This window comes from Pseudomonas sp. Au-Pse12, assembly GCF_021341665.1.
Classification (GTDB): Bacteria; Pseudomonadota; Gammaproteobacteria; order Pseudomonadales; family Pseudomonadaceae; genus Aquipseudomonas.
On record NZ_JAJTTH010000011.1, the window covers coordinates 212,845 to 229,931 of the forward strand.

At 61.8% G+C, this 17,087-nt stretch carries 16 protein-coding genes; 9 read left to right on the top strand and 7 right to left on the bottom strand.

Annotated features, from left to right (window positions below; genetic code table 11):
* Positions 1–26: 26 nt before the first annotated feature.
* Both LXM55_RS27025 and LXM55_RS27030 read left to right on the top strand, forming a co-directional pair.
* Positions 27–692, top strand: coding sequence for an ArsR/SmtB family transcription factor (locus LXM55_RS27025; RefSeq protein ID WP_233323190.1), 666 nt, complete (start codon positions 27–29; stop codon positions 690–692).
* 215 nt (positions 693–907) lie between these two features.
* Positions 908–2,956: a c-type cytochrome gene (locus LXM55_RS27030; protein ID WP_233323191.1), complete on the top strand. Its 2,049-nt coding sequence runs from the start codon at positions 908–910 to the stop codon at positions 2,954–2,956.
* Positions 2,957–3,066: 110 nt separating this feature from the next.
* Here LXM55_RS27030 and LXM55_RS27035 read toward each other — a convergent pair whose 3' ends face one another.
* A complete protein-coding gene (locus LXM55_RS27035) occupies positions 3,067–3,471 on the bottom strand; it encodes a hypothetical protein (RefSeq protein ID WP_233323192.1) in 405 nt (134 codons plus the stop codon).
* A gap of 121 nt (positions 3,472–3,592) precedes the next feature.
* On the opposite strand from LXM55_RS27035, the gene LXM55_RS27040 reads away from it, so the two are divergent.
* On the top strand, positions 3,593–4,162 hold the full coding sequence (locus LXM55_RS27040; RefSeq protein ID WP_233323193.1) for a hypothetical protein: 570 nt from the start codon (positions 3,593–3,595) through the stop codon (positions 4,160–4,162).
* 9 nt (positions 4,163–4,171) lie between these two features.
* Here the strand turns inward: LXM55_RS27040 and LXM55_RS27045 are convergent, their stop codons facing one another.
* The 3 genes from LXM55_RS27045 to LXM55_RS27055 all read right to left on the bottom strand — a co-directional run bounded on the left by LXM55_RS27045 (position 4,172) and on the right by LXM55_RS27055 (position 7,178).
* The gene (locus tag LXM55_RS27045) at positions 4,172–4,534 is read right to left on the bottom strand and encodes a DUF7079 family protein (protein WP_233323194.1); all 363 of its coding nucleotides are present in this window, start codon (positions 4,532–4,534) and stop codon (positions 4,172–4,174) included.
* Positions 4,535–4,586: 52 nt separating this feature from the next.
* Positions 4,587–6,509, bottom strand: a complete 1,923-nt coding sequence (locus LXM55_RS27050) for an alkaline phosphatase D family protein (RefSeq protein ID WP_233323195.1) — start codon at positions 6,507–6,509, stop codon at positions 4,587–4,589.
* A gap of 396 nt (positions 6,510–6,905) precedes the next feature.
* Positions 6,906–7,178, bottom strand: a complete 273-nt coding sequence (locus LXM55_RS27055; protein WP_233323196.1) for a hypothetical protein — start codon at positions 7,176–7,178, stop codon at positions 6,906–6,908.
* Between the two features lie 224 nt (positions 7,179–7,402).
* Between LXM55_RS27055 and LXM55_RS27060 the strand changes: the two genes are divergently transcribed.
* Both LXM55_RS27060 and LXM55_RS27065 read left to right on the top strand, forming a co-directional pair.
* Complete coding sequence (locus LXM55_RS27060) at positions 7,403–8,113, top strand: response regulator (RefSeq protein WP_233323197.1); 711 nt, start codon at positions 7,403–7,405, stop codon at positions 8,111–8,113.
* Positions 8,110–9,450: an ATP-binding protein gene (locus LXM55_RS27065; protein ID WP_233323198.1), complete on the top strand. Its 1,341-nt coding sequence runs from the start codon at positions 8,110–8,112 to the stop codon at positions 9,448–9,450. The genes LXM55_RS27060 and LXM55_RS27065 overlap by 4 nt, the downstream gene beginning before the upstream one ends.
* Positions 9,451–9,506: 56 nt before the next feature.
* On the opposite strand, the gene LXM55_RS27070 is transcribed toward LXM55_RS27065, so the two are convergent.
* Both LXM55_RS27070 and LXM55_RS27075 read right to left on the bottom strand, forming a co-directional pair.
* On the bottom strand, positions 9,507–10,235 hold the full coding sequence (locus LXM55_RS27070; RefSeq protein WP_233323199.1) for a hypothetical protein: 729 nt from the start codon (positions 10,233–10,235) through the stop codon (positions 9,507–9,509).
* Positions 10,236–10,286: 51 nt separating this feature from the next.
* Positions 10,287–11,132 carry a helix-turn-helix domain-containing protein gene (locus LXM55_RS27075; RefSeq protein ID WP_233323200.1) on the bottom strand — a complete coding sequence of 282 codons (846 nt, stop codon included), beginning with the start codon at positions 11,130–11,132 and terminating at the stop codon, positions 10,287–10,289.
* An 84-nt stretch (positions 11,133–11,216) separates the two neighbouring features.
* Between LXM55_RS27075 and LXM55_RS27080 the strand changes: the two genes are divergently transcribed.
* The 4 genes from LXM55_RS27080 to LXM55_RS27095 all read left to right on the top strand — a co-directional run bounded on the left by LXM55_RS27080 (position 11,217) and on the right by LXM55_RS27095 (position 15,596).
* Complete coding sequence (locus tag LXM55_RS27080; protein ID WP_233323201.1) at positions 11,217–11,840, top strand: glutathione S-transferase family protein; 624 nt, start codon at positions 11,217–11,219, stop codon at positions 11,838–11,840.
* 129 nt (positions 11,841–11,969) lie between these two features.
* Positions 11,970–13,313: a SidA/IucD/PvdA family monooxygenase gene (locus LXM55_RS27085; protein WP_233323202.1), complete on the top strand. Its 1,344-nt coding sequence runs from the start codon at positions 11,970–11,972 to the stop codon at positions 13,311–13,313.
* A gap of 65 nt (positions 13,314–13,378) precedes the next feature.
* Entirely contained in the window at positions 13,379–14,701 is a 1,323-nt protein-coding gene (gene ectB / locus LXM55_RS27090; protein ID WP_442799792.1) for a diaminobutyrate--2-oxoglutarate transaminase, read from the top strand.
* On the top strand, positions 14,691–15,596 hold the full coding sequence (locus tag LXM55_RS27095; protein ID WP_047289151.1) for a DMT family transporter: 906 nt from the start codon (positions 14,691–14,693) through the stop codon (positions 15,594–15,596). Before ectB ends, LXM55_RS27095 begins: the two co-directional genes overlap by 11 nt.
* 96 nt (positions 15,597–15,692) lie before the next feature.
* Here LXM55_RS27095 and ppk2 read toward each other — a convergent pair whose 3' ends face one another.
* On the bottom strand, positions 15,693–16,589 hold the full coding sequence (gene ppk2 / locus LXM55_RS27100; RefSeq protein ID WP_233323211.1) for a polyphosphate kinase 2: 897 nt from the start codon (positions 16,587–16,589) through the stop codon (positions 15,693–15,695).
* Positions 16,590–17,087 lie beyond the last annotated feature (498 nt).

A 17,087-nucleotide genomic window follows, 5' to 3' on the forward strand; every position in this document is an offset into this window, starting at 1 on the left:
GATCAATAAAGCAGCAGGAACTGTCAATGACTGATTCGATTACCCTTCAGCAGCCTCTGGCCGATATGGCTGAGCTGGCGCGAGTTCTGGGCCACCATCATCGTCTGATCCTGCTGGAGCACATTGCTCGCGGCGAGCAGCCGGTGGAACGCCTGGTGGAGGCCTCCGGGCTCTCGGTGGCCAACACCTCGCAACATTTGCAGCAACTGCGCCGTGGTGGGTTCGTGCAGACCCGGCGCGATGGCAAGCGTGTGCTCTACAGCCTGAGCCAAGGGCCGTTGCTCAGCTTGCTAGGGGCGTTGCGCGAGTACGTCGACTACAACCACGGGCAGATCCGTGAATTGCTCGCCGACAGCCAGCAGCAGCCGGCGCGCTTGGAAGGCATTTCCCGGGAGGAACTGCGCCAGCGCCTGGAAGAAGGCGGCATGACCCTGCTGGACGTGCGCCCGTCGCTGGAGTTCGACCAAGGGCATTTGCCGGGGGCGATCAACATTCCGGCGGAAGACCTGGAACAGCGTCTGGCCGAGTTGCCTGCTGGCCAGGAAGTGGTGGCCTACTGCCGCGGTCCATACTGCGTGCTGTCACAGAACGCAGCGGCTCTGTTGCGGGCCAAGGGTTTCAGGGTACGGCGTCTGGACGACGGTTTCATCGACTGGCAGGCCGCTGGGCTGGGGGTGGAAACCACCCGGTAAAAGCGTCGCAGAATCGGTCATACAGGACATTGCCTACAGCGCCGTGATCCATATCAACAGGGTTCTCAGAAAAATCCGTTAAAAGGGAATCAGGCTCGAACCCACAAGGTATCGAGCCCCCAGGCCTGCACCGTGAAGGCCGGGATCACCAATAAAAACCTTTGTGGATATCGGCCGAGGGGACCACCCCAGGCGGATTTTAAAGGAATAACCTGATGGCTTTTTCTCTGTCACGCCTGTGCCTGCTAGGCGCTGCGTTGCTCTGCGTACACTCTGTCCAAGGCAGCGAGCCGACTCCGGCAGCGGCCCCCTCCAGCCCTGATTCCGAACTGATCCAGCGTGGCCAATATGTGGCCCAGCTCGGCGACTGCATCGCCTGCCACACCGCCAAGGGCGGGGCCACCATGGCCGGTGGCCTGGAGCTGAAGACGCCCATGGGCACCATCTACTCCAGCAACATCACCCCGGATAAAAACACCGGTATCGGCCGCTACAGCTTCGAAGCATTCGACCGCGCGATGCGCGAAGGCGTAACCCCTGACGGCAGCCATTTGTACCCGGCCATGCCGTACCCGTCCTACGCCAAGATGACCGAAGAGGACATGCGTGCCCTTTACGCCTACCTGATGCACGGCGTGGAGCCGGTGGCCCAGGGCAACCTGGAAGCCGACATGGGCTTCCCCTTCAACCAGCGCTGGGGCCTGTGGTTCTGGAACCTGGCCTTCGTCGACAAGCAGCCGTTCAAGCCCGATCCGGCCAAGGACGAGCAACTCAATCGCGGCGCCTACCTGGTCCAGGGCCTGGGCCACTGCGGTTCCTGCCATACGCCACGGGGCATTGCCTTCCAAGAGAAGGCCATGAGCGACACCGAGTCCGGCGGCCAGCACTACCTGGCCGGCGAAACGGTGGAAGAGTGGCGGGCCCTGAGCCTGCGCAACCTGTGGACCGTGGAAGACACGGTGCAACTGCTGAAAACCGGGCAAAACCGCTTCGCCACGGTCTCCGGCAACATGGCCGACGTGATCCACCACAGCACCCAGCACTTCACCGACGCCGACCTGACGGCCATCGCCGCCTACCTCAAGTCCCTGCCGGCCGGTAAAGATGACCTGCCCATGCCTTCGGTGGCCCTGACTCCGGCGGCACCGCCGAGCAACCTGTTCACCTCCCGTGGCGGCCTGGGCTACGCGCAGTTCTGTTCCGACTGCCACCGCCAGGATGGTGCCGGCGTGCCGCAGATGTTCCCGTCCCTGGCGGGCAACCCCAGCGTCGCCTCGGCCAATCCGACCTCCTTGCTGCACATCACCCTGACCGGTTGGCAGACCGCGCAGACCGCGGCTCACCCACGGGTCTACACCATGCCCGGGTTCGCCCAGCTGGCGGACGGCGAGATTGCCGAGATCCTCAGTTTTGTCCGCAGCAGCTGGGGCAACAACGGCTCGGCCATCAGCGCCGACCAAGTGAAAAAGATGCGTGCGCAACTGAGCCCGCAGGTGGAAAGCACCCTGTTCGAAACCCCGCGCCTGGCCAACCTGCTGGCGGCGCCGAATGCCGAGCAAGTGGTGCGCGGCATGCGCCTGCACCTGGAAACCAAGGCCCTGCTGCCGGACAACGTCGGCAACTCGCTGAACTGCACCAGTTGCCACCTCAACGCCGGCACCGTGGCCGACGGTTCACCCTTTGTCGGCGTCTCGGCGTTCTTCCCCGGCTACGCGCCGCGGGCGGGCAAGACCATCACCCTGGAGGAGCGCATCAACGGCTGCTTCCGGCGTTCCATGCACGGCAAGCCGCTGCCGGTGAACGGCGCCGACATGCAAGCCATGGTGGCCTACTTCGAGTGGATGAAAATGAACACCCGTCCTGAAGACAAGGTGGCCGGGCGCGGCGTGGGCAAGATCGACCCGGCCCTCAAGCCCAACGCCGACAACGGCAAGCAGGTGTACGCCAAGCAATGTGCGGTGTGCCACGGGGCGGATGGCGAAGGCCTGAAACGTGCCGACGGCAGCCTGATCTTCCCGCCGCTGTGGGGCGATCAATCCTTCAACATCGGCGCCGGCATGGCCCGCACCTACACCGCCGCGGCCTTCGTCAAACGCAACATGCCGATTGGCTTCCACGAGAAATTCCCTCTGGGCCAGGGCGGCTTGTCGGACCAGGAAGCGCTGGACGTGGCCGAGTACTTCTCCCACCAACCGCGTCCGGATTTCCCGGACAAGGTCAAGGACTGGCCGAACGGCGGCCGTCCGGCCGACGCCCGCTACTGAACCCTGTCGCCGCTGGCGCAGGTTGCGACAAGGCCCGCAGGGCCTTCCGGGGCCCTCAAGAGCCCCCCCTCTTCGAGGCCCGTCGCAACCTGTGGCTGCCGATCCAGGGATCAGGCCTCGTCTTGCCCGGCCTGTTCGAGCGCGGTCCTGATATGCGGCACCGCGTACTGGGTGTACCAGTGCTGCATGCCGCTGATGGCTTGCTTGGCCGGTGCCGTGTCCCTGGCGCCGATCAACTCGGCGCAGGCCTGGGCCATGGCCACCAGCGCCCGAGCGGATTCGGGTACGTAGGGCAGCGACGTACCCTGGGCGTGACGCTCCTGAATGATCCGATAACGCAGGTTTTCCGGCAGGGTCCAGGCACTGATCAGAAACTCATGCACCGAATAATCCCGCCCGTCGATCTGCACCTTGGCCGAGCGATGTTCCTCGCGGTAACCGGCCGCTTCGATCTGCTCGCAGCTGTCGATCACGGTGTTCATCATGTCGCGAATCTGTTGCCAGTCGGTGTTCATCATTCTTCCCTGTGGTGTGTACGAAAGGGCCGAAGAAATTTCTCCAGTAGCCCGGTTTTGCTGATGTAAGATTGCCATCCTTTCCCGCCAGCCTTCGCTGTCGCTCCGTCAAGGATGAATCATGCGGCTTCGCTCGATCCTGTTGCTGACCCTGTCCCTGGGGCTCGGTGGTTGTGCCTTTGTTTCCGCGCTCAAAGCGACCACTGTCAGCTACCGGGTGCCGGCCGATGCCGGTGAAACCGCACTGATCCGCATCGTAGCCCAAGGGCTGGTGCGTGGCGTGCCCTACAGCGATTGCATCGACTGGAGCAAGCCCGCGTCGGGGCTGATGGTTCGGCCCCATCGCGGCATTGCCCACCCCAACTTCCGCAACCTGGGCATTCCCATGACCGCCGCCACCGACCGCATGCGGCGCCAGGAGGGCTTTGGCGCCAACGAGCTGAAGATCCCGGCCAATCGCCCGTTCGCCTTCATGTTCTACAACACTGAACCGGGGATGGATAAGGACTACCGCGCCGTCTGCGAACAAAGCGTCACCTTTGTTCCCGAGGCCGGCGCGACCTATCAGATGGAATTTCTCCAGGACCAGACGTGCACCGCTAGGCTGCGCAAGATCGATGAGCGTGGCGAGGCGTTGCCAGACCTGGTGGTTCTGCGCCCTACCGGTTTTTGCCGCGCCGACGCGCAATAGGGCGTGCGCCTATGGGGCGTAGTGCTTGCAGATCTCTTCCCAGATATAGGCGCCGCGAAAGCGGATCCAACGGATGAACAAGCGCCCGCGAAACGCCTGCCAGCGGCTGCTGCGCCGTAGCGCCAGGCTTTCCTCGATCTCCTCCAGCAAGGGCTCGCGAGCGAAGCCCATCCAGATTTCCGGGATCACCGCCATCAGGTTGACGTAGCACACCGGCGCCACCTCTTCGTAGAGAATGCGCTCCACCTCGACCCGGTCATAAGCCTGGGTCTCACGGGCGATGTAGGCGTAGTCCACCTCGTTATCGACAAAGGCGTCCGATAACACGTAGCGAATATCGTCCCGCTGTTCCGGGGTGATGCCTGATGACACGCGGTGCTCCTTCCTTGGGCTATAGAGGATGAGTCTGTTGCAATATCGGACCCTATCTCGGCGCAATCATCCGGGTTGGCGCCGTGCCATTGGCATTGTGCTGATAGATCGCCACGGGCTGCCCTTGCTCATTGAAAAACACCTGGCCGATCCCCGACGAGTTCCACAGCCGCTCCCCGGCTTCGGCGTGCTCGGGCACATGGGGTATCACCTTCATCCGCCGGCGCTTGGTGAACCAGTTCAATGGTGAGCGCGGCGAGTAGAGCCAGCGGTTGAGGCGGTCGAACCATTCCAGCAGGGCGGCGGGGAATTCGTTCTTGATGCCGCTGCTGGTGACCTGCCAGATCCGCGGGCCGCCCTGGCGGTGGCGGATCAGCACTTCGTAGACGAAGGAATAATGCACATCACCCGAGAGAATCACGTAGCTGCCCGGGGTGCGCGAGTGGCGGAAGATGTTCAGGATCACTTGCGCCGAACCGCGATGGGCCATCCAGTTTTCCGCGTCCACCAGCAACGGGTAGCCGCACCAGCTGAAGATTTTCTGCACCGTCTCGATCAGCTTGACGCCGAACACCGGTGCCGGCGAGACGATGATCGCCGAGGGGTGATCCAGCAGTTCGTGTTGCAACTCACTCAGGGCTTCCCAGTCCAGCAGGCCCGAGGGTTGCCCCAGGTTGGACTCGCTGCGCCAGCGTCGGGTGTCCAGTACCACCAGGGCCGGGGTGCTGGGCAATACGTATTGCCACTGCGCAAAGCGCAGTAGCTGGTCGATCAGATCGTCCTGGGCCTGGCACTCCAGCATGAGTGCTGGCGCTTGTGGCGTGGCGCTCCAGGCGCGGGTCTGTTCCAGCAGTGGCACAAAGGCATCCGGGTTGTTGCCCCAGCCCTGGCACAGCAGGTAAGCCAGCAACGCGTTGCCGATGATGCGCTTGGAAAAGGGATGACCGTAGGCGGTTTCTTCCCACAGGGCGCTGAGGTTCCAGTCATCGGTGATGTCGTGGTCGTCGAAGATCATCAGGCACGACAGGTGGGCGAAGACCCGCGCGGCACCCTCCAGTCCCTGGACAAAATCATCAATGCGCAGCTGTTCCCGGGTGTAGCGCGTTTGCTGTTCCGGCGTCAATTGCGGTGGCTGCGGCGCGATCAGGGTCCAGGGCAGCGGCGACCACACCAGCAGGTACATGGCCAGCACCTCGGCGAAGGTCACGAGGTGGTTGTCGGCGTTGCTGCTGGTGAAAATCGGCTTTTTCACCCCGCCGAAAAACCGCTCGCGCAGGGTTTCATTGTTTTTCAGCGCCGGGAGCAATTCGGCCCGTCGGTAGTAGCTGGCGCCATGGCGGTACAGCGCCTGACTGTCGGTCACCACGGCGCCGTCCAGTTGTTCATCGAACAGCCCGAGGCGCTCGATCAGGGCGTGGATGGCCCGCAACATGGGCCCGGCCACATCGTCGGCGTACACCTGATCGCCGCTCATCATCAGCAAGGCCGGGCGCTGTGCGGGCTCGGGCTGTTGCGCCAGCAGGCGGTCGACACACAGCAAGCCGTCATCGGACGGATGATGGGGCTTGCGGCAGGAACCGTGGAGCAGGTTGTCGATGCGGCTGTGGAGCACGAACTCCGGAGTCCTGGCGTCGCCATACAGCAGGTGTGGCGCCCAGTCGGCAATGGCCCTGGCATCGTCCTCGGCGTCGTTGATCAGCAGGTCATAGGCAATCGTCACTTCCTGGGGCAGGGCGGTGTCCAGGGGCACATCGATCAGATGGATAAAGGCATGGCGCCCGACGGGAATGACCTGGCATTGCTGCGGGTCGAGGGTCAACTCCAGGGACGTGCTGCCAGCCGGTTGCAGGCGCAATGTCAGCGGCAACGCCCGAGAGCCCACCAGCCAGAGCACCAGCCGCGTTGGCTCCAGGCGGCGCAGCAGCGGGCCGGCGAGAACAGGGGGCAGGGCAGTGGCGGGCGTGGTGGAGGGCATGTGCAACGGGGGCTCTGTCGGTTTCAACGGGGGCGGAATACTAGCGCAGCCGATGTCGAAGAAACGTCGGTTGTGGAGGCTGGAGCACGGCTTTTGTATCCAATTATTTATTAGCGCTGGCCCGCATCGCAAACACTCTCAGAGGCCTGTATTGAAGGCTGGTGACATGTCTCCTGAATCTTGGTTGCAGCAATGAGCGTGGAAGGTGCCGTTCATCTGACTTTCAAAACGAAGGATCACGCCCATGAGTACACCGCTGGACATGGCTGAACAGTCCGTGTCTGCCAGCGCTATGGTTCGCGGCTTTAAAGGGCTGTGCAGGCGCAGGGGAGTCCGGAGGTGAGTCGCTCCCCACCTGAGATTTTGTAGGAGCGAGCTTGCTCGCTCCTACAGGCCTCAGGCGGAGGCCTTGTGTTCTTCACCGCGTTCAATGCTCTGCGGCTGGCCTTGTTCGATCACCCAGCGCAGCAGCTCCGTCACCGACACCCGGTGCTTGCGCTCCACCCACTCCATGCCTTCGGGGCTGTAGTGCTCGCTGTAGCGGGTAAGAATCAAATGATTCTGGTCTTCAGACATGCGCAGGCTGACCTCGCGGCAATGCAGGCTGGCGTCGTCGAGTTTGGTCACGCGTTGCAGGAGCATCAGGGCGTGTTGTTCGGAGGTGGACATGGGCAGCTCCTGCGCGACGAGAGGGGCTGGGGCCGAGGCGGGCTTGATCAGGTGCATGGTCAGGGTTCTCCAGCAAGGGGAAGCCGATGCTGGCAGGCGAACCTTGCGCAAAGATGTCTGCTTTATTGCGCGGGTGAAGGTTTGTTACTGCGTTGAAATATATGACGCAGGACGGCGAATGGTTTTAGATAAAGGCTCTTTCCGACTTGAAGTGATGCCCGCTGGTGAGCCGTCTGTTGATCGTGGACGATGACATTGAAGTCCTCGCGCTGCTGAAGAAATTTTTTGTCCAACAGGGCTATCAGGTGGCCGTGGCCACCGATGGTGCTTCGTTGTGGGCGGCGCTGGAGCGTGAGGTGCCGGACCTGATCATTCTCGACCTGATGCTCCCCGGCGATAACGGTCTGACCCTGTGCCAGCGCCTGCGCCAGTTGCATGCCACGCCGGTGATCATGCTCACCGCCATGGGCGAGTTGAGCGATCGGGTGGTGGGCCTGGAGATGGGCGCCGACGATTACCTGAGCAAGCCCTTCGATGCCCGTGAGCTGCTGGCCAGGGTGCGTGCGGTGTTGCGCCGGGCCGGGGAGAACCGGCCGGTGACCGGGGATGTGCCGCGGCCCCTGATCAAGTTCGCCGACTGGCAACTGGACCTGACCCGCCGCGAACTGCGCTCGCCGGACCAGGTGATGATTCCGTTGTCGGCGGGGGAGTTCGACCTGCTGCTGGTGTTTGTCGAGCACCCGCAGCGCATCCTCACCCGCGAGCAGCTGCTGGACCTGGCCCGGGGTCAGGCCCATGACGCTTTCGATCGCAGCATCGATGTGCAGGTCAGCCGCCTGCGGCGCAAGCTGGAGTTCGACACCAAGCGCCCGGCGATGATTCGTACCGTGCGCAATGGCGGTTACTTGTTCACCCCCAGCGTGACCCGCCAGTGAAGCTGGTCAAACCCCTGTGGCGCTATCGCCTGCGCGATACCGTAGCGCGCTGGATCGCCCTGACCATCATCATGGCGATGCTGACGGCCCTGGCCTTCAATGCACTGTTCGTGCAATTGGCCGGGGTCTGGGCCTATCCACCCCTGGCGGAAACCGGCTTGCTGGAAAAATCCGCGGCCATCGTGCGCATGATCGAAGCTTCGGAGCCGGACCAGCGCTCGCGGTTGGCAGCGTCGGTCAGCAACGAGCATCTGAGCATTATCTGGCAGGCGACGCGGCAGGGATTGGATCTGCCCCTGCTGGAAGACTCTGAATACCGCGACGGCTCTGAGGCGTTTCGCGCTTTGCTGGGGCCGCCGCAGTGGCATATAGAGGCCTACCAGCCCAGCGACTGGAGGAACGGCAACGGGCGCTACGCGCTGCTGGTGCAGTTGACCGACCAGTCCTGGCTGATGTTTTCCTCGGCGTCGCGCAGTTGGGGGCTGGAGGAGGGCACGCGCAACCTGATCGTGATCGCGCTGGTGCTGATCTCCACCGGTCTGGTGGCCTTGATCGCCACGCGCCGGCTGGCCAAGCCGCTGCAGCAGTTCGCCCAGGGCGCGCGGCGCTTTGCCGTGGACTTTCGCGCACCGCCCATCGACCCGGTGGGGCCGCATGAGATCCGTCAGGCAATCCTCGCCTTCAACGCCATGCAGGCGCAGTTGCAGCACTTCATCAAGGACCGGACGCAGATGCTCGCGGCCATTTCCCATGACCTGCGTACACCGCTGACTCGCATGCGCCTGCGCGGTGAGTTCATCGAAGATGCCGATCAGCAGCAGCGCCTGTTTCGCGATGTGGATGAAATGCAGGCGATGATCAATTCCGCCCTGGAGTTCTTTCGCGACGATGCCAGGCTGGAGCAGGCAACCCACTTCGACCTGGCCGAGCTGTTGCAGACCCTGGTGGACGACTATCGCGACCAGTCCATGGAAATCCTGTTCACCGGCCCGCCGCGCCTGGTGTATTGCGGCCGGCCCCTGGGGCTCAAGCGGGTGATGACCAACCTGCTGGATAACGCCTTCAAATATGGAGCGCAGCCAAGCATCGTGCTGGAGCAGAGCGCGGATCAGGTGCGGGTGCGGGTGTTGGACCGTGGCCCGGGTATTCCACCTCAGGCCCTGGAGCAGGTGTTTGCGCCGTTCTTCCGGCTGGAGAGTTCGCGCAACAAGAGCACCGGGGGCGTGGGCCTCGGATTGTCGGCGGCGCGGGCCATTGTGCGCGAGCACGGTGGCGAGTTGCGCCTGTTCAATCGCGACGGCGGTGGGTTGGAAGCGCGGGTGGAATTGCCCCTTTAATCGCCAATGCCCCCGAGCCCTGGCTGATCACTGCCAGGGCTCGAGGTGGTAGCGGGTCAGGACCAGTCGAAGCAGAACAGTACCAGGCCTTCTACTGGTTCGTAGAGCATCACCACCCGGTCGGCGCCGCTGATGCCGTAGTGGTAGGCCGGTACGCTGAGCACATGCTGAAAGCGCCGGCCCGCCGGGCTCAGGGGCCAGATATCGCAGCTGTCGTCCGACTCTTCGACGTCCATGGGGAACTCCACGGTTTCCACCCAGTTGCCGTAGCCCTCGGCCACACCGCCCATTTCCTCGATATAGGTCAGGCGCTGCTTGTCGTCCTTGGGCCAGGTCAGGTAGCCCAGTTCCTGATGGCGCTGGCGCGCGGTCAGGTAGGCGGCGTGCTGCTTGCGGTAGTGGTGTTGCAGGTTGGCGCGCTGGTTACGCCGGGATTCGGGCAACTCGGCGTTGTCGCCGTGGAGGAAGAAATAGCGTGGACTGCCGCACAAGCGATAGCGACCGTTCTCGATCTTGAAGCCGATCCAGTTGGTTTTCAGCAGCTCACTGCCGAATTCGTAACCGTCGGTCAATTCGCCCACCAGCCCCTCGTCGGGCTCGATAGGGCTCAGCAGGTGCAGGCGCCCGGACCATTCGGGGTTGATCAGGCTGGCGTCAATGGACAGCAGCGGCAGCAGGTGCTCGGCCAGCTCCTGCTGGTCGGCGACGAACAGCTCGCGGGCATCGGGGTAGGCGACGGCGCCGGCCGGCAGTTGAGTGAATTCCGGGGTCTGGATAGTGGGCATGCAGCGGGTCCTTGAACAAACGGGAATGACAGGGAAAGAAGGCCGCGCGTTTCAGGCGCGGCTGTTGCGGAAACTGCCGGGGGTGATGCCCACCACCTTCTTGAAGGCGCGGGTCATGTGGCTCTGGTCGAAGAAGCCGCAGCTGAAGGAGGCTTCCGCCAGGCTGGCACCGGTGCGCAGGAGGTTCTGCACCTGGGCCACGCGTTTCTGGATCTGGTAGCTGTGGGGCGAGACGCCCACGGTCTTCTTGAACACACGGATCAGGTACAGCGGGTCCATGTCCACCAGTTGCGCGAGCTCTTCCAGGGGGATATGCCGGGCGTATTCGTCTTCGAGCTTTTTCTTGATGAACTTGACGGCGCTGCGCTCGGCGCTGGCGATGGCGGCAATCGGTGCGCCGCTGCGTTCGAAGAGTTGGCTCACCAGGTCCAGGAGGATGGATTCGCGCTCCAGGCTGGGCGGGGAGTTTTCGATGATCTGGTGTTGCTGGAGGAAGGTCAGGGCAAAGGTGGGGTCGAGGTTCAATGCACTCTGGAACAGGTGGATGTGTTCGCCGCCGAAACGTCCTTGAAAGATCACCCGGTTGATCCAGCCCGGGTCGAGGTAAAGCATGCGGTACATCCAGCCCTGGTCATGCCCGGGCAAGCCGTCGTGAATCTCCCCCGGGGTGATGGTGACCACGCTACCGGCGCTGCCCAGGTAATAGCTGCCCCGATAAAAGAGTTTTTCAACCCCGCTGCTTATAACTCCAACTGCATACCGGTCATGTGAATGCCGGCCAAAAGACTGAGTGCTGTACCGCGCCGCTAACAACTCACAATCGCCTTCGGGTATACGCCAGAACTGCACGAAATCCTTGTCCGGCCTTAGGACTTTTCGGGGTTTGTGCTCATCCATGAGTTTGTCCAGTTTTGTGCAATACGTTGGAAAAAGGGGCCGCTAAATTTAGCACCCATTTCACAACGCGAGCTAGGGGAAGTGATGCCTACAAAACTAGTTATTGGGGATTACAAAAAGTCTTCATGGTCATTTCGTGCATGGCTGGTTCTTGTAACGGCAGACGTTTCCTTCGAGACCCTTCAGGTCAAGCTGGAGCAGGATGACACCCGTCAGCAGATCCTGCGTTATTCACCTTCGGGCAAGGTGCCGGCGCTGCTGCTGGACAAGGTGGTGATCAACGACAGCCTGGCCATCTGCGAGTACGTTGCCGGTGCCTATCCGGCGGCCAATCTTTGGCCCCAGGACCCACTGATCAAGGCTCAGGCACGCGCAGCCGCTGCAGAAATGCACTCCGGCTTCGTCAATCTGCGCACCCAGATGTCCTTCGGCCTGAACACCGGGGACACCCCCGAGCCCCTGACGGCCGACACCCAGGAAGAGATCCAGCGGATCTTCGCCATCTGGACCAACTTGCGTGACGCCAGCGGCTCCAAGCAGTTCCTGTGCGGCGACTTCGGCATCGTCGATGCGATGTTCGTACCCGTGGTATTCCGCTTCCGTCGTTATGGCATCGCGGTGCCGGCGCAACTTCAGGCTTATGTCGAACAAGTTCTGGCGTATCCACCGGTGCAGAAGTGGCTGAAGTTGGCAGCAGAAGAAGTTTGAAAAAAGTCCAAATAGTTATAACGAAGAACGCTAACTAAAAATTAATGATTATTTGACTGAAGGCAGAAAAGACCCTGGTGTTTTTTCTGCTTTTTCGAGTCTGACTTTTGTAAAAAAGAAGGGGAATTTATGAGTGTTCATAAAGTGACTGCCAAGGATGTTGGCCGTGATGGGCAAGTTTACGACGTGATCGGCATCGGTTTTGGCCCGGCGAACATTGCCTTGGCCATCGCCATGGAGGAGATGGAATTTGCCGGCACTCGGCTGTTTCTCGAACGTCACTCGAGCACTCAATGGCAACCGGAGATGATGCTCTCCGGCAGTGATATCCAGAACCACCCGAGCCGCGACCTGGTCACCCCGCGCAACCCGCGCAGCCGGTACACCTTCACCAACTTCCTGTTCGAGAACGACCGCCTGTTCGAACACCTGAACCTGGGCCTGGAGTTCCCGCTGCGCAGCGAGTTTGCCGAATACGTGCGCTGGGTTGCCGGGTTCTTTGCCCGCGACGTGGCCTACAACCAGAGCGTGAGCCAGATCCAGGTCGACCCGGCCAGCAACCTCTACACCATTACCACTCAGGCCGGGGTGCAGTATCACGCGCGTTCCGTGGTCCTGGCGCCGGGCCGCACCCCGGTGATCCCGCAGGTGTTCGCCAAGGCGGCGGCGGACCGGGTATTCCACCTGACCCACTACCTGGGCCGCTTGGCCAACCTGGCGCAGAAGGGCGAGCTCAAGCGCGTGGCCGTGGTCGGCGGTAGCCAGAGCGCGATCGAAATCATCCTGCACCTGCGCCACACCTACCCGAGCCTGGAAATCGTCAGCGTGCAGCGTGGCTATGGCTTCCGGCTCAAGGACACCAGCCAGTTCAGCGAGCATGTGTACTTCCCGTCCTTTGTCGACCAGTACTACAACAGCTCCGCCGAGGCGAAGAAGAACATCAACCGCCACCTGCACTACACCAACTATTCCGCAGCCGATGCCGACGTGATCAAGGAACTCTACGTGGGCATGTATGAGGACAAGTTGCAGGGGCGCGAGCGGGTGATCATCAAGGGCCTCAGCGAAATCCAGGATTGCACGCCGGATGGCGAAGGCTACCGCCTGTCGCTGCGCAACAGCACCACCCAGGTCAGCGAAGAACTGGGCGGGCTGGATGCGATTGTCTTGGCCACGGGCTTTCGCAACCTCGGCACCGGCCCGCAGGAAGAACGCTACCCGGCGATTCTCAAAGACCTGGCCGAGCACCTGGACTGCGACGCTCAGGGCGTGATCCGCATTGGCCGCGACTACAGCCTGGCCGCGGCCAAGGGCAGCCATCTGCCGGCGCTGTACCTCAATGGGCTGTGCGAATCCTCCCATGGTTATGGCGATGCGGGCTCCTTCAGCCTGCTGTCGCTGCGCTCGCGGGACATTTTCAACTCGCTGAACCAGCAGTTGGGTCTGGCCCAGGCTGCGGAAAAGATCGCCTGAGTCGCTGCATCGAATTCTGAACCTCGACCTTTTTATGTGAGCAGGCAGCAATGGATATTTCAGAAATGGATGAGTTGGGTGTATTTGCGGATGTGGAGTCTTCGGCGCGCAGCTATTGCCGCAGCTTTCCGGTGGTCTTCGACCAGGCCCAGGGCAGTCATCTGTATGACCTGAAAGGCCAGGCCTATATCGACTTCCTGAGCTGTGCCGGGTCGGTGAACTACGGGCACAACCCCAAGGCGGTGAAGGCCGCGGTGATCGACTACCTGCAGCGGGACGGCATCCAGGCCGCCCTGGACATGCACAGCCGGGCCAAGCAGGAGTTCATCTACAACTTCCGCAAGATCATTCTCGCGCCCCGGGCCTTGCCCTATAAAATGCAGTTCACTTCGCCCACCGGCACCAGTGTGGTGGAGTCGGCGATCAAACTGGCGCGCAAGGTTACCGGGCGCCGGCATATCGTGGCCTTCACCAACGGTTTCCACGGCATGTCCAACACGTCCCTGGGCCTGACCGGCAACCGTGACAATCGCCAGCCGGGGGTCGATCCCTATGTGTTCCGCATGCCCTTTGACGGCTATTTGAGCGGGCTGGACTCCATCGCCTATTTCGAGCGCCTGATCCAGGACAACAGCTCGGGCATGGACATTCCGGCGGCGGTGATCCTGGAAACCATCCAGGGCGAAGGCGGGATCAATGTGGCCTCGTCGCAGTTCCTGCAGCGCCTGCGCCAACTGACCGCCGAGCACGGCATCCTGCTGATTGTCGATGACATCCAGGCCGGCTGTGGCCGTACCGGTACTTTCTTCAGCTTCGAACCCTCGGGCATTACCCCGGACATGGTCTGCCTGTCCAAGTCCCTCAGCGGTTACGGTCTGCCATTCGCTCTGCTGCTGCATCGTCCGGAGCTGGATCAATGGTCGCCCGGCGAGGACAACGGCACGTTCCGCGGCAACACCCTGGCCTTTGTCGCCGCCACCAAGACCGTGCAGGAGTTCTGGAGCGATGACCGCCTGGTCAAGCACATCCAGGCCAACGAAGCGCAGCTCAAGGAATGGCTGGCCGAGGTTACCGAGCGTTTCGCCGGGCATATCAAGGCGGTGCGTGGGCGTGGGCTGTTCTACGGCATCGAGTTCCATGATCCGGCCATGGCCGCGGCGGTGATGCGTGCCTGCTTCGCTCGTCGGCTGATCATCGAGCGTTGCGGTCCGGTGGACCAAGTGCTCAAGCTGATGCCGGCGCTGACCATCAGCAGCGAAACGCTGCAGGCCGGTCTGGCGAGCATTTTCGACGCCATGCAACAGGTACTGGAGCAGGGCAAGCTAAGTGACCCGGACCAGGACGTCGATCCTTTGGTCTTCATTAATGGAGTCGCGCATGTCGACTAATACCAACCGCGCCATCATCGAGCTGACCATTGGTGGCTTGATGCTCAGTCTGTCGGCACTGGCGGTGGCCTTTGCTCACATCGGCGCTGGCGGAGCAGGCTTCTATCGCATGCTCTTCGCTTCGATCCTGTTCTTCCTGCTGCTCAAGGTGCGGCGCATTCCGGTGTTGCTCAAGAGCGCCAAGGCGCAGTTGTACACGGCCCTGGCTGGTGTGTTCCTGGCCATCGACCTGGTGCTCTGGCACCAGAGCATCTACATCGTCGGCCCGGGCATCGGCTCGATCCTGACCAACTGCCAGGTGTTCTTCATGACTCTGCTGGGCCTGTACCTGCTCAAGGAAAAGCCGTCGATCTATTTCCTGATCTCCATCACCTTGGCGTTTATCGGCCTGTACCTGTTGCTGTTGCCGGAAATGACCAGCGCCGTAGGCATCAAGGGCGTGGTGTATGGCGTGCTCTCGGGGTTGGCTTACGCCATCTGCGTGTATTTCCTCAAGGTCAACACACAGTTGCCTGACGGCGGTGGCGACAAGATCGCACAGATGCTCAACCTGAGCCTGTGGGCCGCGCTGGTGTTGCTGGTGTACGCCCTGGCCATGGGCGAAAGCCTGGCCATCGTCGATGGGCAGACGCTGGTGATGTTGATCATCTACGGAGTGATGGTGCAGTTCGTCGGCTGGTTGCTGGTCAACCGTTCCATCGGGGCCATCAGCCTGGGGTTGGCGGGGCTGATTCTGCTGCTGGAGCCGGTGATCACTTACTTCGTCGACGTGGCGTTTCTTGGCAAGGCCAGCTCGGCACTGCAGATCGCGGGTGCACTGCTGACCATCTTTGCCGTGTACATCGGTTCGATCAAACCGCCGGAGAAGGTTGCACCGGTGACCGAGGCCGCCTGAGGTCGCGACCTGATCCAGCGCTCTGCTTCATAGTTCCGCTCGACTTTTACTGCGCCCAGACCCGCCTGTCTGCGCGCAGTTTTTTTTGCCCGGGATTCAGGCTGACAGAGCCAGGCGCGTAGCGTTGGCGTCCGCGGTAGCCTGGGCCTGGGTGCGTTCATCCTCTTCCATCCCACGCGAAGCGCGGCCCACCAGCAGCGGGTCCGGGGCATGGGCAACTTTCAGGTCCTTGCCCGGGTAATCCAGCTCGTGCAGGAAGTGGCGGATGCAGTTGATCCGTGCGCGCTTCTTGTCGTCGGACTTGATCACCGTCCACGGTGCATCGGCGGTGTCGGTGTGGAAGAACATCGCCTGTTTGGCCGCGGTGTATTCGTCCCACTTGTCCAGGGATTTGATGTCGATGGGCGAGAGCTTCCAGTGCTTGAGCGGGTCATCCCGACGCGAGATGAAGCGTCGCAGCTGTTCCTCGCGGTTCACCGAGAACCAGAACTTGAACATCAGGATGCCGCTGTTGCACAGCATGCGCTCCAGTTCCGGGGTCTGGCGCATGAACTCCAGGTATTGCAGAGGCGAGCAGAACTCCATCACCCGTTCCACCCCGGCGCGGTTGTACCAGGAGCGGTCGAAGAAGACCATTTCCCCGGCGGTGGGCAGGTGCTGGATATAACGCTGGAAGTACCACTGGCCCTTTTCCTGTTCCGAGGGCTTTTCCAGCGCCACGATTCGTGCACCACGAGGGTTGAGGTGCTCCATGAAGCGTTTGATGGTGCCGCCTTTGCCGGCTGCGTCACGGCCTTCGAACAGCACCACGATGCGCTGCCCGGTCTCCTTGACCCAGCTTTGCACCTTGAGCAGTTCGATCTGCAACTCGTTCTTGGCCTTTTCGTACTCGGCCCGGCGCATGCGGTTGCGGTAGGGATAATTGCCCGGCAACGAAGCGGACACACTGTCCTCGTTCGAGCCTCGCGGTGCTGTGGCCACCTGCAGGGCCATGGGTTTCTGGCTGATGGCGCTGATTTCGGCTTCGGCGGCCTTCACCGGCACGGCCTTGGTGGTGCGTGGGCGACGCGGGCGTGGCGTTGCGGGTTTGCGTGCAGTGCTCTTGGCGGGGCTGGCGGTAGTGGCCTCCGGCAAGGCTTTGGGTTGGGGGCGGAGGGTGGATTCTTCACTCATATAAGGAGGGCCTGTGCGTCTTGTTCAAATGTTCACTTACAAGTGTATGGCCCTCAAAAGTCGGCCCTTTGACCTCCATCAAGGATGTGCCCGAGAGATGCTTGTATGAGCACGCGGCATCGCAGAGGAACGCGGATAACTGGAAGATCTGTACGACTGAACAGGAAAGGGAGTCGCTTGCGATTTGAGGCATTCAGGGGGGGGCATTTTGTAGTCTGGGGTCTCTACTGCTCTGATGCGCTGTACAGACCTTTAAAGTAAGGGAAAAGATTTTTCAGGGAGGGGTTGACCAGGCATTCTAATGCTGTAAAATTCGCA